Raw genomic sequence first — 14022 nt, 5'->3', positions numbered from 1 at the left:
AAATTGCACATACGAGGTTAAATAGGACATGAGCCCCACCCCCTACGAGTTAATCGGCGGCGAGAATGCGTTGCGCAGCCTGGTCGACAGATTCTACTTTTACATGGATATTCTGCCGGAAGCCCAGGGCATCCGGGCCATGCATGCCCCCAGCTTGGCAAGCGCCAAAGACAAATTATTTAAGTTCTTCTCCGGCTGGCTGGGCGGCCCCAATTTGTTTATCGAAGAATTTGGCCATCCCATGCTGCGCGCCAGACACTTTCCGTTTCAAATTGGCGAATCGGAGCGCGATCAATGGATGCTATGCATGAACAAAGCCTTGGATGAAATTGAGACAGACCCACGCCTGCGCGAAAACATCCGTACCGCCTTACAACAACTCGCGACGCATATGATCAATCAAGAAGCCACGGGAAGCTGAGCCAAATGTCATTATCCAAACAATTGTTAATCCTGATATCCGCGCTGTTTTTGATGATCTTCAGCGTCAATTTCGCATTGAGCGTCAACAACATCAAGGACTATCTGGAAGGCGAATCAAAAAACCATGCCCAAGATACGGCCACCTCGCTGGGTCTATCGCTTAGCCCTTACATGGTCGATAACCGCGATCCTGTGATTAAAACCATGATGAGCGCCATTTTTGATATGGGTTATTACAAGGAAATCAGGCTAGTCGACGCCGACAACAAAGAGTTGGTAGCCCTGAGCAGCGACAAACGCATAGAAGGCGTGCCGGACTGGTTTACCGAACTGCTGCCCATGACATCGGCCACCGCCGAAAGCGAAATCAGCTCGGGCTGGAACATGAGCGGCGTGATCTACGTGACAGTCAACTCCGGCTATGCCTATTTAAAACTGTATGAGCAAGCCAAATCCGGATTTTATTATTCCCTGGCGGCATTTTTAATATCCATTGCCTTGTTAGCCTTGTTATTGCGCGTCACGCTGGCATCGCTAAGTAAAATCGATTTACTGGCTCAGCAGATCAGCGACGGCCATTTCGAAAGCATAGAAGCCTTGCCCTGGACCCGCGAAGTGCGCAACGTGGCGGCATCAATGAACACCATGTCGCATAAGATCAAAACCACGATAGCAGCGTTGCATGGCAAGCTGGATCAAATGGGCGCCAGCCTGTTACGCGATGACTTGACCGGGCTGTATAAAAAGTCCGTGTTCGAAACCGACATGAAAAATTTAGCATTGGAAGACGCCGATGCCTTTGTGGTTTTGATAAAAATCGATAGTTTGGTCGATCTGGTCAAAGAGCGCGATAGCGACGTGATCGATCAATTCTTACAAGCGTTTGCCGCCATCCTGGGAAAAATCGCCGATCTGGCTGGAGCACAAGCCGGCAAAGCTTATCGATTCTATGGCGCCGAATTTGCACTCGTGCTGAAGCTTGGGAATTCGGAACAATTGGAAGGGTTGATGAAAACCTTGAGCAACGAAGTAACCGAATTAGGCGAACGTTACCAAAAAACCGATTTGGCCCACATTGGCGTGGTTGCTTTCAATCCGCTGCTGACCACCGAAATTTTATTGGAAGCCGCCCACGAAGCTTATGAACAAGCGCATCTGATCGGCACTAACAGTTATTTCATCCGCACCGGCGATAATTTTGCGCGTGATATTGCCACCTGGAAGGACTTGGTCTTCGATTGCGTCGATAACGACGGTTACTCGGTTTGGTATATTGGCCAGATCGCCGCATTCAGTAGCGGCGAACTGTTGATGGAAGAGGCTTTCATTCAGGTACACGATAAACAGGGCGGCCTGGTGGCCATCGGTCCATTCATCTCGATTGCCGAAAAATTCGCCAAAATCGTCGATCTGGATAAAGGTGTGATACGCATCGCGCTAGATCATATTCAACACAATCACATCGAGCACGCCATCGCCGTCAACGTATCGACCCGCACTATCAAAAACAGCGATTTCCGGCTCTGGTTGGAAAAACTAATCAAACAAAATCCGGCGGAAGCCAAAAAGCTGGTATTCAGTTTGTCGGCTTATGCCGTCGTCAAGGATATAGGCGCCTATCAGGCCTTCATAGAGACTGTGCATGCTTGGGGCGCCCGGGTGATGATCAAGCGCTTCGAAACCCAATCCATGTCGGCGGAATTGGTCAAACGCCTGAAACCGGACTTTATCCGCCTGGCCCGCGACATCGGCAACGGCATCGACAGTTCCTCGCAAAAACACGCTTTTGTGCAAACCATGCAAGAAATTTCCACATTGCTGGATATTTCCATCTTGGCGGAAAACGTGCAATCGGATCAGGATTATCGCCGCTTAAAGGCGATAGGAATCGTCGGTGCCAGCCGTTAACAAGGGCGCACTCAACGCTGCCAAAATCGCTATTATCGCCTTCAGCCTGTGTTTCGGCATTGCGCTGGCAGCCGGCCTGTTAATCGATCAGAGTCTGCTGGATAGAGTCGAAAAAAAATACGGTGCGGCCGCCAAGCAACGTTTTGTGGACTGGCAAAGTTTGATCGAGAACGGCAAGAGCTGGCCTGAAGCAGAGAAATTGGAGCGGGTGAATAATTTTTTCAACGGTAACGTCGAGTTTGTTGACGATATTATCCTGTGGCAAAAAACCGATTACTGGGCGGCACCTACCGAGTTTCTGGCTAAAGGCGCCGGCGATTGCGAAGATTACTCCATCGCCAAATATTTTACTTTGGTAGAAATGGGCGTCGATGAAAGTAAATTGCGGATTACCTACGTCAAGGCTTTGGAACTGAATCAGGCGCACATGGTATTAACCTATTTCGACTCGCCGCGCGCGGTACCCTTGGTGCTGGACAATCTGAAGCCGAGCATAGTCCCGGCTACGCAGCGCAGCGACTTACAGCCCGTATACAGCTTTAACGGTACCGGCTTATGGCTTGCCAAAAGCAAAGGCTCCGGGCAACATGTCGGCGGTTCGGACCGCTTGAGCATGTGGACCGAACTTAAATTAAGAATGCTGGAATCGCCTTTTTGAACAAGCAAACCGCCCCCTTACCTTACAAGCTGCGCCGCAGCAGCCGGGCCAAAAACACACGCATCGTGGTAACCGCCGACAAAATAGAAGTGGTAGCCCCGCTCAAAGTGTCCGAACGGCACATTCAGGATTTTGTGCAAGCCCAAAAAGACTGGATAGAAGCCGCACTAAAGCGCGTCGCCGGCAGAGTGCAAACCGCCGCCCCCAAGCTAGCACCAAGCGAGTATCGGGATGGCGCGCATATACCCTACCAAGGCCGCCGCTTACCACTAAAAATCACCACCGGCAAAGCCAAAACGGTCCGCATCGAGTTGCTTAACGACGAGATGTTTTGGGTGAAATTACCGGTTGGGATTGCCGATGAACAATACTCCGCACTGATCCAGCAAGCGTTGACACGTTGGATGAAAAACCAGGCCAAACAGCATGTCCAGCAATGGGTTGATCTGCACGCGCCGCGCTTTGCCCTGTTTCCGCGCAGCATCCGCATCAAAACCCAAAAAAGTCGCTGGGGCAGCTGCGGTCCACAAAACGACATCAATATGAATTGGCTACTAATGCTGGCTCCGGCCGCCGTTTTGGAATACGTGGTAGTCCACGAACTTTGCCACATCAAACACAAAAATCATTCTCCGGCTTTTTGGCAATTGGTTGGCGAACACCTACCCGACTTTAAACAACGCCGGCTCTGGCTAAAACAGCACGGCGCCAGCGTGATGCAAGGTCTGTAATTTTGAAAAAATTGGGATTTTATATATTTGCGGCACTGTTTATCTTTGCGGGGCAATTTTTAGTCCATCAGGATTTGGTCAGCGGCACCCCGCCGCCCATAGTGCAAACCACGCTGACCGGCGAAAACCCTATGCCACGCATAAGTAAAGGGCCGGCTGTGTTGTATTTCTGGGCGGAATGGTGCGGGATATGCCGAAGTATGCAGGGCAGCGTCAGCAATGTACTGCGGGATTATCCGGGAGTGACTATAGCGGTGCGCTCGGGCGACGACGGCACCTTACAGAACTATCTGAACGACAAACAACTGAACTGGCCGGTTGTGAACGACAACAACGGCAATCTCGGTCAACGCTATGGGATTAGAGGCGTGCCGGCTGTATTTTTTATTAACGCCACCGGCGAGATTGTCTTTACGACAGTAGGCTATACGTCGGAATGGGGTATGCGTTTTAGACTTTGGCTGGCAGGATTGAGCTGAGTTTATCGAAGTAACAATCTCAATCAATGATCAGCGTGTTCAGCTAAATCACCCAAGGCCGCCAGCTCCCGCTCCAGCAGCTCGCTATCGCCCAGGTTGAGTTCCACCAATCGGCGTAAGTTGGAAATGCTATCTATGTCGATATGCACGCATTTAAAACCCACCCTGTTGGCATCGGCATGGGTTGCTGCCACTTCCATGCTGATACTGATTTCTTCGGATAAATCGAATTTCAAGTTATATAAAGTATCGGCCTGACCGGCTAAGGGCTGCTCACAATCCAACAGGCAACCGCGCAGGGACAGATCAATAATTTTGCAAGGATAGGTTTGACCCGAACCGGTTAACACAGCGCCCGTATGGTAAAAAATCCTGTGAAAACGGCGTTTATCATCGCTTTTTTCAAATGTCATACGCTTAATCCAAGAAAAATTGCATTGAGGTACTGTCAACGACAATCACATCGTTGCGCTGCAACTGTACGGTGCGGTCGCCTAAGGGCTCATCGTTAATCGCCAGCCCCTCATGCCCTTGCAAGGCGGAAAGGAAATAGCCGTCCTTGCGTCTGGCTATCACAATAACCCCTGCGCCTTCGTGGCCCAGGCGGGTCATGGCTTTCTTCAAGCGCAGAATTCGACCGATATGCATGCCGTTCAATACTTGCAAATTGGCTTCGGGGGATTTGACCGCATCTTCCAGCTTTTCATTTAAGGCCCGCACGTCTGCATCGCCAAAGTCGGCTGGCGTCGATACCAGGACTTTTTCCGAAAACTCATCGGTCGTGTGGTAGACGATATAGTGCTTGCCGATATTGATGATGTCGTTGTTTTGCAGACTCCATTCTTTGGTGTGCTGATCGTTGACCAACAGCGGAAATTTTTCGTTCAATTGCTTGAGAACACAAGTGCCGTCTTTAATCACGGCAACGGCATGCGCGGGCGCGACGGCAAGACTATCAACCACTAGGTCATTGGTTTCATCACGACCAATATGCACTACACCAGAATCAAAAACACCTGTATGGATTGCATTGTCTTTAAAATAAACGGTAAATTTCGCCATCTCTGTTGTTCAAGTAATCCCTGCGCCCGGCTAGTAGTATAGCCATTAAAGCCAAGCTTGCAGATTAATCAATAATTATTTTGATATTACATTATTTTTTAAATCCAAACCTATGATAGCCAAAGACTATTTGCATGCTTCTAACACGTCCGCGATGTCCGAATAAATAAAAATATACAGTCGCCAAGCGGCGCGCCATGTGGCAACATCCACGGTTAGACTTTCCCATCAATACATTAAGTCATCGATCATGAATCCAACTCAGCCCCATGCACCAAGCGAGCCCTTGATTTCGCAAGACATCTATATTGCCGGTGTCGACGAGGGTAACGGTAAATCCTTGATCATGTTGGCCATCATCGAAATGTTATCGGGCTACGCCGACAATATCGGTTTTTTTCGGCCCATTATTCAAAGCGATACCGACAAAGACGATTTGATTCAATTCATTAGCCACCGCTATCAGCTCTCCATGCCGTACGATGCCATGTATGGCTGCACCAGCGCGGAAGCCAGGCAGCTCTTGGCAAACGAACAGTACGACGAACTGCTGAAAACCATTCTGGCTAAATACCGGGCCTTAAAGGCCCGTTGCGATCATGTGCTCTGCGTCGGCAGCGACTATCGACACGGCAATGCCATTTCCGAATTCGATTTCAACGCCGATGTCGCCAACAATTTGGGCTGCCTGATGATGCCGGTTATGCAGGGCGAAAACCGCAGCGACGAACAAATTTTAAACGGTTTGGCCAGCCTGAAACATTCCATGCACGAGCACGATTGCGAATCGCTGGCCACAGTCATCATCGGTGTCGCGCAAAATCAAATTGCCAGCCTACGCCACAGCTTGAATCATTCCAACGAATTTCCGGTGTACGTGGTGCCTGCCGAATCGTCCCTGGAAAAACCTACCGTCGGCAACATTGCCAAGGTTATCGGCGCTAAAGTGTTTTCCGGAGAAAGCGCCACCATGAGCCGGGAGGTTTACCACTACAAAGTGGCGGCCATGTTGGTGCCGGACTTTCTGGACTATGTGGAAACCGGCGACTTGATCATCACGCCTGGCGATAGATCGGACATCATCATGGCCAGCCTGATGGCCTACAACTCGAGTAACTATCCGCAGATCGCCGGCTTGATATTAACCGGCCACCAACAGCCTGCCCCGCAAGTGCAAAAATTGATCGATGGCCTGGGCGGCACACCGTTTGCGGTACTCGGCGTCGATTCCGACACCTTCACCACGGCTATGCAGGTCAGCCAGGTCACCGCCCGCCTGCATTCGCAAGATGACCGGAAGATTGCCACCGCGCTGGGACTAATCGAAAGTAACATGAATATGGTGGAACTGCGGTTGCGGCTGTGCAGCAAGGTTTCGCATAAAATCACGCCGCTGATGTTCGAGTACGATCTGTTGCAGCGCGCCAAAGCCAAGAAGCAACATATCGTGCTACCGGAAGGTAATGAAGAACGGATTCTGCGCGCGGCGGAGATTTTGCTGCTGCGCGATGTGGTGAAAATCACCCTACTGGGTAACGAAGCCGAGATCCGCCAGAAAATTCAGGCCATGGCCTTGAAGATGGACAATGTCAACATCATCGACCCGATTAAATCGGATCTGCGGCCGTTGTTCGCGGAAACCTATTACCAAGCCCGTAAACACCGGTGCATCGTTTACGATACCGCCTTCGACCTAATGGCCGATCCCAGTTATTTCGGGACATTGATGATACATCTCGATTACGCTGACGGCATGGTCTCCGGTGCGGTGCATTCGACGCAACATACCATTCGTCCAGCCTTCGAAATCATCAAAACCAGGCCCGGCGCGTCAATTGTTTCCAGCGTGTTTTTTATGTGCCTGGAAGATCGCGTATTGGTTTACGGCGATTGCGCAGTGATCCCCAATCCCAACGCCGCGCAATTGGCCGACATCGCCATTAACGCCGCCGAAACCGCACGAATGTTCAACATTGAGCCGCGGGTTGCGATGCTGTCCTACTCCACCGGCGAATCCGGCAAAGGCGAGGCGGTGGATAAAGTCAGAGACGCCGTCAAAATCGCCCAAAGTCTGCGTCCGGACCTCCTGCTGGAAGGCCCGATGCAATACGATGCCGCCGTGGACGCCAGCGTCGCTAAAACCAAACTACCCGACAGCCAAGTCGCCGGCCGCGCCACCGTATTAATTTTTCCGGACCTCAATACCGGCAACAACACTTATAAAGCGGTGCAGCGTTCCTCCGGCGCAATCGCCGTCGGCCCTATCCTGCAAGGCCTGAACAAACCAGTCAATGATTTAAGCCGCGGCTGCACAGTCACAGACATCGTCAACACCGTGGTCATCACCGCGATTCAAGCCCAGGAAGCCGACAAAACATGATGCGAAAAACCCTATTAAGCAGTTTGCTGTTTTGCATGCTGAGCTTTAACTCACTGGCGCAAACCCGCATCGCCGTTCTGGATTTTGAATTGAAAGACCTAACTCTGGCGCCCGGCGTCCCCGCTGAATTGCAAAGAACCGCGTCAATCAAACCGCTGCTGGAGCAAGAGTTAAAGCACGCCGGCTACGTGATCGTAGCCATCCCGAACCAGGTACAGCAAGCCGCCAACAGTGGCGTCGGCTATTTATTCGACCATGCCGATGCGGCCGCGCAGTTGGGCAAGCAATTTCAAGCGGACTACATTTTGGTTGGACGGCTACATAAACCCAGTTTTTTGTTCGCCTATCTGATGGGACGTTTAGTCAAAGTGGACGACGGTAAATTGATCGGAGACTACATTTCCGAATCCAAAGGCCCCAACGCCAGCCTTACCATCAAAGCCGTGGAAAGCCTGACGACTAAAATCGACCATGATCTTGATCGCCGCTACAGTCCGCCACCACCGGCGAAACTTGCCCATTAATCGCCTCACACTTTCGAGATATTCATGAAAATTCTGGTGCTTAACGCCGGCAGCTCATCGGTCAAATACAGCTTATTCGACATGTCTGATCGCTCGGTATTGATCGCAGGTATCATCGAACGCATCGGCGAAGATGCCGCTAGCCATAGTTATGCGCTGGCGAATAATGACCGGACACGTGACGAAATCAATTGCCGCAACCATCAACAAGCCTTGCAATTGTTGTTCGAAACACTGGCTGCCTGCCGCGTTTTGACCGACCGCCGCGAACTGGCCGGCATTGGTCATCGGGTGGTGCATGGCGGCGAACATTTTCGTGAACCGGCCTTAATCGATGCGCAAGTGATGCAGCGCATTGCCGAAGTGATCCCATTGGCGCCGCTGCATAACCCTGCCAATCTTTTGGGCATTGAGGAAGCCATCCGGCAAATGGACGATACGCCGCAAGTGGCGGTATTCGACACGGCGTTTCATCAAACCCTGCCCGATTATGCCTATCGCTATGCCGTGCCCAACCATCTTTATACCGATCATGGCGTCAGACGTTACGGCTTCCACGGTACCTCGCACCGCTATGTTGCCGAGCAAGCCGCGCAGTATCTTAGCAAACCGTTGTCTGACACCAATCTGATCACTTTGCACCTTGGCAACGGTGCCAGCGTCACCGCCATCCAAAACGGTCGGAGTATCGATACCTCGATGGGTATGACGCCGCTGGAAGGTTTGATGATGGGCAGCCGCTGCGGCGACATCGATCCGGCCATCCATTTTTATCTAAGCCGCACGCTGAATTTGTCCAATGAGGCCATAGAAACCTTGTTAAACAAAGAAAGCGGCTGCAAAGGCGTTTGCGGCGAAAACGATATGCGGGCGATACACCGGATGGCGGAAGCCGGCGACGATCATGCCCGGCTGGCATTAGCGATGTACGCCTATCGCATCAAAAAATACATCGGCGCTTATTTTGCGGTGCTGGGCCGGGTCGATGCCTTGGTATTTACCGGCGGCATCGGCGAGAACGACGCTTGGCTGCGCGAACACGTCTGTCTGGAAATGCAAATCTTCGGTATTGCCTTGGACCCGGAAAGAAACCAAAAACCGGTGAAACCATGCGACAACATCAGCCCAGCCAACGCCGGCGTGGCGATATTGGTGATTGCCACGAACGAGGAACTGGAAATTGCCATCCAGGCCCAGCAATGCCTGGAACAAAAGCACGCCCTAAATTAGCCGGCCGTAGGCACAAACTACTAGGCGTTACCAACTCAGCCGGGAATAAGTATTTCATCCCGTAGCTCAAAGAAACATTTCCCTAACATTTCAACCCTATGATCTCGAAAGCGGCCCGCGCCGCCCTTCGGGATTGTTACTGTCAGCTTGTTGTTTTCACCACGCTTCAAACGCAAATCTTCAAATAGGCCGCAAAAAAACCAATGTGATAATATTGCATTCATGTGCGTTACAATATAACATCTTTGCACATCTTTACTGACAGCTTGACTTACTCATGAAAAAAACCGCTGCCCTAATTTTAATGCTGCCATCCCCGGTTTTGTTGGCCGAAGAACTTGCGATTCAAGCACTAGACGAAATTATCGTCACGGCACCGCTGCAAGATAAAAAATCGGACAGTCCGGTACCGGTCACCGTGTTGAGCGACGACGATTTACGTATGAAGACCGGCCACAGCATCGGCGATACTTTAAAAAACGAATTGGGTATCAGCAGCCAATCTTTCGGCCCCGGCGTCGGCACCCCGGTGATACGCGGCCAGGCCGGCCCGAGGGTGAGAGTCTTGAGCAACGGCATCGGCAGCAATGATGTCTCGGCGATCAGCCCCGACCACGCTACCAGCGTCGAACCGCTGCTGGCGGAGCGCATCGAAGTCCTGCGCGGCCCGGCCACCCTACTCTACGGCAGCGGCGCGATGGGCGGCGTGGTTAACGTCATCGATAACCGCATCCCAGGCCGCCAGTTCGACAAACTGGTAGGTGCGGCGCTCGAACAACGCTTCGATTCCACTTCCGATGAAACCAGCACCACGATGAAAGTCGAGGGCGGCAAGGACAACATCGCTTACCACCTGGACGGTTTTTACCGCCACCGCAACAATCTGGACATCGGCGGCAGCGGCATAGACACCGCTAAAGTGGCCATCACCGATCCCAGCTTGGCGATTGTCGACAACCCCAAAGGCTATCTAAACAACACCGGCGCCGAAGCGATCAGCGGCTCGGCCGGCTTGTCCTGGATCGGTGCCCCCGGTTTTGCGGGCGTATCCATCAATAATCTAAATAACAATTACGCCATCGCGCCCGACGGCACCGGCGACGAAACCGTCAGCATCGCGATGCGGCAAACCAAATACGACTTTAAAAGCGAATTAAACAACCCGTTCCGCTTCGCGAAAAGTCTGCGTACTCGGCTGGGTTACACCGATTACCAACACACCGAAATTGCCAACGGCGAGCCCGGCGCCTATTACACCAACCAGTCTTACGAAGGCCGCATGGAAATGGCTCACCAAGACTTGGGACCGTTGCGCGGCGTGGTGGGTTTTCAAGCCCAAGCCAGCGATTTTAATGCGATCGAAAAACTCACCGGCGACAGCATCGTCCCGCGTTCGGACATCAGCAGTTACGGTGTATTTGCCGTGGAATCGTTCGATATTGGCGCGGTGACCTATCAACTAGGCACGCGCGTCGAACAAACCGATATTCGCCCGGACGGTTTCGCCAATCTCAGCTACACGCCCGTCAGCGCGTCGGCTTCTGCCGTTTGGAAACTGGATAATCGCAACAGCCTGAATCTGGCAGTCACGCGCTCCTCGCGCGCCCCGCAAGTCCAGGAACTGCTGTCCGACGGCTACCATGACGCCACCCGCAGTTACGACAGAGGCGACCTGGGTTTGCGAGAAGAAACCTCCTACAACCTGGATCTGGGTTACCGCTTCAAAACCGACTGGTTACGCGCCGAATTCGACTTATTCCACAACTGGGCTAGCGATTATATTTTCCAGCAACGCAGCGGTGAATTCGTCGATCAAGACGGCAATCCCTGCGTGGCGGATTGCGTGCCTTTGGTTACCAGCGGACAACACGACGCCATCTTCAAAGGCTACGAAGCCAAACTGATTATGCCCATGATGGAAAACCAGGTTGGCTTATTGGAAATGACTTTATTCAGCGACTACACCCGCGGCGAATTTCTCAACGGCAGCGACGTACCGCGCATGCCGCCCTTGCGCTACGGCCTACAACTGGATTTCAACCGGGACAAATTATCCACCTATTTGCGCTTTACCCGTGCCGAATCTCAGCCCCATGCCGGCGATTTCGAAACTTCCACCGCGGGCTATTTCTTGCTGAATGTCGGCGCCAACTATCAGGTCCAGGCCTATAAAGACGCCAAACTGATGGTGTTCGCCAAAGGTAACAACTTGCTGGATCAAAACATCCGCAACTCGACATCTTACTTGCGAAACTTTGCGCCGGAAGCCGGACGCGGCGCGGAAGTAGGCTTTAGAGTCAGTTATTAGAACGCTGAAACCGGCGCTGTTTTTTTCGACAGCGCCTTTTTTTGGCCAAGCAAACGCTACAATATATCATCCAAAACACCATGACCCTCGCATCCGCACCAGCCAAACAACTCCCTGTCACCGTGCTATCCGGCTTCCTCGGTGCGGGTAAAACCACCTTGTTGAACCACATCCTCAACAATCGGGAGAATTTAAGAGTGGCCGTAATTGTCAACGACATGAGCGAGGTGAATATCGATGCGGCAACGGTCAAAAACCAAGTACAACTGAATCGTGGCCAGGAAAAACTGGTCGAAATGAGCAACGGGTGCATTTGCTGCACGCTACGCGAGGACTTGCTGATTGAGGTCGGCAACTTGGCCAAGGATGGCCGCTTTGATTACTTGGTAATCGAATCCACCGGCATTGCCGAGCCTTTGCCGATTGCGGAAACCTTCACGTTTCGCGACGAACAGGGATTGAGTTTATCGGACATTGCCCGCCTGGATACGCTGGTCACCGTGGTGGACGCGGTCAACTTTATGCGCAATTACCTGGAAGCCTTGAGTTTAAAAGAAACCGGCGAATCACTCGGCGAAGACGACGCACGTAACGTCGCCGATTTGCTGGTCGATCAAATTGAATTTGCCAACGTCATTCTGATTTCCAAAATTGATCTGATCGCCAGCGACGAGCTTATCAACCTAAAAGCGGTGTTACACAGCCTCAACCCCGATGCGGAAATCCTCCCTATCGTGATGGGTCAGGTCGATTTAAGCAAAGTACTCGACACCGGCTTGTTCGATTTCGAAAAAGCCGAGCAAGCCCCAGGCTGGTTAAAAGAATTGCGGGGCGAACATAAACCGGAGACCGAGGAATACGGCATAAGCAGCTTCGTTTACACCGCCCGGCGCCCCTTTCATCCGCAGCGCTTCTATGATCATCTGCACCACGGCGATTGGGATAACGGCACCTTGTTGCGTTCCAAAGGTTTTTTTTGGTTGGCATCGCGACCGGATCACGCCGGCAGCTGGTCACAAGCGGGCGGCGTGATGCACCATGGTTTGGCGGGTCGCTGGTGGGCGACAGTACCGCGCCAGGAATGGCCGCAAGACTATCTGCTGGACATCCAGTCACAATGGGCCAAACCCTACGGCGACTGTCGTCAAGAACTGGTGTTTATCGGTCAAAACCTCAATGCCGACCAAGTGCGCCGCGAATTGGACGAGTGCCTGTTAACCGACGCCGAACTGGCAGCCGGCCCGGCAGTTTGGCGACACTATCAAGATGAATTTCCGCAGTGGTTTGCCGATGGCTAGCATCGACAGCTATCTGCATATCATCGGCATTGGATTGTTGCTTATTCTGGCCATTGTCTTGCCCTTGATTGACAGACCGCCCTCCAAACGTGTGCTGTCAAAACTGTTTTTGACTGTGTTGGGGTTCATGCTGGCGCATTTTGCTACCCATGCCTTGCCGAACAAATTAGCCGGATTTATTTACAGTTCTCAGCACACATTCCACTCGCTCAAAGCCAAAACACCCCATCGCACATGACTATCGCTATCAGCACTTTGGCCGGCGCCATTGCGGCCTGTCTCGCCGTCAGCCTTTGCTCGTTGTCCAGCTTATTTGCATTGTGGCTGAAACCCGACGCCTTGCATCGGGTAGTACCGTATCTAGTCGCGCTGGCAGTCGGCGTACTCCTGGGCGATGCTTTTATTCATTTGATCCCCGATGCCATAGACCGCCACGGCAGTGTCAGCGATGTCTGCCTGACGGTATTGGTGGGTGTATTCGGTTTCTTTGTATTGGAAAAATTGGTGCGCTGGCGGCACGATCATAATGTCGACAGCACGCCAACCGGTGGTGAGGTCATGCCATTGGCTAAAATGAATCTGATCGGCGATGCCATGCACAACTTCGTCGACGGCATCTTGATCGCCGGCAGTTTTCTCGCTGATCCGGCGCTGGGATTGACCACCACCCTGGCCATTATCGCCCACGAAGTCCCGCAGGAACTCGGGGATGTTGGCGCCCTGCTGCGCGGCGGCTATGCACCCAAGCAAGCCGTACTCTACAACTTTTATTGCTCGCTGACCGTTTTGCCGGGAGCGATTTTTACCTTGTTACTCAGCCAGTTAGCCGAATCTTCCTTGTCGCTGCTGTTACCCATCGCTGCCGGCGGCTTTATTTATATCGCCGCCTCCGATCTGATTCCGGTATTACACGAACCATGCAGTTTTCCCAGCCTGAGCGGACAAACCGCCGCGTTTGGTTTCGGCATCGTGTTTATGCAATTCATCGTATTTTTCGAACAGTTCCTGATCGCTAGTTAAG

At 52.2% G+C, this 14022-nt stretch carries 14 protein-coding genes; 12 read left to right on the top strand and 2 right to left on the bottom strand.

Features of this window, described 5'->3' with window-relative positions:
- Nucleotides 1–28 precede the first annotated feature (28 nt).
- From ACH5Y9_RS03365 to ACH5Y9_RS03345, 5 genes are read left to right on the top strand one after another with little or no spacing between them, the layout of a single operon-like run.
- Entirely contained in the window at nt 29–421 is a 393-nt protein-coding gene (locus ACH5Y9_RS03365; protein ID WP_033155379.1) for a group II truncated hemoglobin, read from the top strand.
- Nucleotides 422–426: 5 nt separating this feature from the next.
- The gene (locus tag ACH5Y9_RS03360) at nt 427–2331 is read left to right on the top strand and encodes a bifunctional diguanylate cyclase/phosphodiesterase (protein ID WP_445368517.1); all 1905 of its coding nucleotides are present in this window, start codon (nt 427–429) and stop codon (nt 2329–2331) included.
- The gene (locus tag ACH5Y9_RS03355) at nt 2318–2989 is read left to right on the top strand and encodes a transglutaminase-like cysteine peptidase (protein WP_445368516.1); all 672 of its coding nucleotides are present in this window, start codon (nt 2318–2320) and stop codon (nt 2987–2989) included. Before ACH5Y9_RS03360 ends, ACH5Y9_RS03355 begins: the two co-directional genes overlap by 14 nt.
- Nucleotides 2986–3720, top strand: a complete 735-nt coding sequence (locus ACH5Y9_RS03350; protein ID WP_445368515.1) for a M48 family metallopeptidase — start codon at nt 2986–2988, stop codon at nt 3718–3720. The genes ACH5Y9_RS03355 and ACH5Y9_RS03350 overlap by 4 nt, the downstream gene beginning before the upstream one ends.
- Before the next feature lie 2 nt (nt 3721–3722).
- The gene (locus ACH5Y9_RS03345) at nt 3723–4199 is read left to right on the top strand and encodes a protein disulfide oxidoreductase (RefSeq protein WP_445368514.1); all 477 of its coding nucleotides are present in this window, start codon (nt 3723–3725) and stop codon (nt 4197–4199) included.
- Nucleotides 4200–4222: 23 nt separating this feature from the next.
- Here the strand turns inward: ACH5Y9_RS03345 and ACH5Y9_RS03340 are convergent, their stop codons facing one another.
- Both ACH5Y9_RS03340 and ACH5Y9_RS03335 read right to left on the bottom strand, forming a co-directional pair.
- Nucleotides 4223–4612: a PilZ domain-containing protein gene (locus tag ACH5Y9_RS03340; RefSeq protein WP_445368513.1), complete on the bottom strand. Its 390-nt coding sequence runs from the start codon at nt 4610–4612 to the stop codon at nt 4223–4225.
- 4 nt (nt 4613–4616) lie between these two features.
- The gene (locus ACH5Y9_RS03335) at nt 4617–5261 is read right to left on the bottom strand and encodes an FHA domain-containing protein (protein WP_445368512.1); all 645 of its coding nucleotides are present in this window, start codon (nt 5259–5261) and stop codon (nt 4617–4619) included.
- 250 nt (nt 5262–5511) lie between these two features.
- Between ACH5Y9_RS03335 and pta the strand changes: the two genes are divergently transcribed.
- The 7 genes from pta to ACH5Y9_RS03300 all read left to right on the top strand — a co-directional run bounded on the left by pta (nt 5512) and on the right by ACH5Y9_RS03300 (nt 14021).
- Nucleotides 5512–7641, top strand: a complete 2130-nt coding sequence (pta, locus tag ACH5Y9_RS03330) for a phosphate acetyltransferase (protein WP_445368511.1) — start codon at nt 5512–5514, stop codon at nt 7639–7641.
- Nucleotides 7638–8165 carry a DUF2380 domain-containing protein gene (locus ACH5Y9_RS03325; protein WP_445368510.1) on the top strand — a complete coding sequence of 176 codons (528 nt, stop codon included), beginning with the start codon at nt 7638–7640 and terminating at the stop codon, nt 8163–8165. Before pta ends, ACH5Y9_RS03325 begins: the two co-directional genes overlap by 4 nt.
- 24 nt (nt 8166–8189) lie before the next feature.
- Nucleotides 8190–9395 carry an acetate/propionate family kinase gene (locus ACH5Y9_RS03320; RefSeq protein ID WP_445368509.1) on the top strand — a complete coding sequence of 402 codons (1206 nt, stop codon included), beginning with the start codon at nt 8190–8192 and terminating at the stop codon, nt 9393–9395.
- 277 nt (nt 9396–9672) lie between these two features.
- A complete protein-coding gene (locus tag ACH5Y9_RS03315; protein ID WP_171695955.1) occupies nt 9673–11703 on the top strand; it encodes a TonB-dependent receptor in 2031 nt (676 codons plus the stop codon).
- An 80-nt stretch (nt 11704–11783) separates the two neighbouring features.
- On the top strand, nt 11784–13001 hold the full coding sequence (gene zigA, locus ACH5Y9_RS03310; RefSeq protein ID WP_445368508.1) for a zinc metallochaperone GTPase ZigA: 1218 nt from the start codon (nt 11784–11786) through the stop codon (nt 12999–13001).
- A complete protein-coding gene (locus ACH5Y9_RS03305; protein WP_445368507.1) occupies nt 12994–13239 on the top strand; it encodes a hypothetical protein in 246 nt (81 codons plus the stop codon). Before zigA ends, ACH5Y9_RS03305 begins: the two co-directional genes overlap by 8 nt.
- Nucleotides 13236–14021, top strand: a complete 786-nt coding sequence (locus ACH5Y9_RS03300; protein ID WP_445368506.1) for a ZIP family metal transporter — start codon at nt 13236–13238, stop codon at nt 14019–14021. Before ACH5Y9_RS03305 ends, ACH5Y9_RS03300 begins: the two co-directional genes overlap by 4 nt.
- The last annotated feature ends 1 nt before the right edge of the window (nt 14022 follow it).

It is taken from the genome of Methylomonas sp. BW4-1 (genome assembly GCF_052474385.1).
This window is presented reverse-complemented; position numbering and strand designations above follow the sequence as displayed.